The 417-nt window shown below is 43.2% G+C and carries 1 protein-coding gene; it reads left to right on the top strand.

Annotated features, from left to right (window positions below; genetic code table 11):
• Positions 1-48: 48 nt before the first annotated feature.
• Positions 49-327 carry a hypothetical protein gene (locus tag AN394_RS21320; protein WP_055022527.1) on the top strand — a complete coding sequence of 93 codons (279 nt, stop codon included), beginning with the start codon at positions 49-51 and terminating at the stop codon, positions 325-327.
• The last annotated feature ends 90 nt before the right edge of the window (positions 328-417 follow it).

Here is a 417-nt window from a genome sequence, read left to right as displayed (position 1 = left end):
ATTTTAGCCAAGCATCATTAGCCCGTTATGCGAGGCGTTAGGTTACTAATGAGTACAGATATAGAACCGATGTATATTGATTGCGGTAAGCATGGAAAGCGAGTGGCTGCCGTACTATGTGGTCATCTTGTCAAACCTGAGGGAGAGCCTCTCGGTTTCATTGAAAATTCAAGCGTTCCAAATGATCTTCAAGCTTGGTGTTATCAATGTGAGGCTGTTTTTGAGGAAGAGGACGGCATGACAGAAAGATTCAGAGAGTTTAATCAAATGTCAGTCGTATGTGTTAACTGTTACGAACAAGCAGCACAGTATCACAATGTAGATTGAGGTTCGTAACCTAACAAGCTGTTTAAAATGGACGCCTTACTGCTTGGCTGGCGCTCATTCTTCGCTAATTTTAGCCAAGCGTAATCCGCC

It is taken from the genome of Pseudoalteromonas sp. P1-26, assembly GCF_001401795.1.
Taxonomy (GTDB): domain Bacteria; phylum Pseudomonadota; class Gammaproteobacteria; order Enterobacterales; family Alteromonadaceae; genus Pseudoalteromonas.
The sequence above is the reverse complement of the archived record's forward strand: the minus strand, read 5'-3'. Positions and strand labels throughout refer to the sequence as shown.

Excerpts from the sequence above, each read along its gene's own strand:
- AN394_RS21320 (WP_055022527.1), top strand. The coding sequence starts at position 49 with ATGAGTACAGATATAGAACCGATGTATATTGATTGCGGTAAGCATGGA.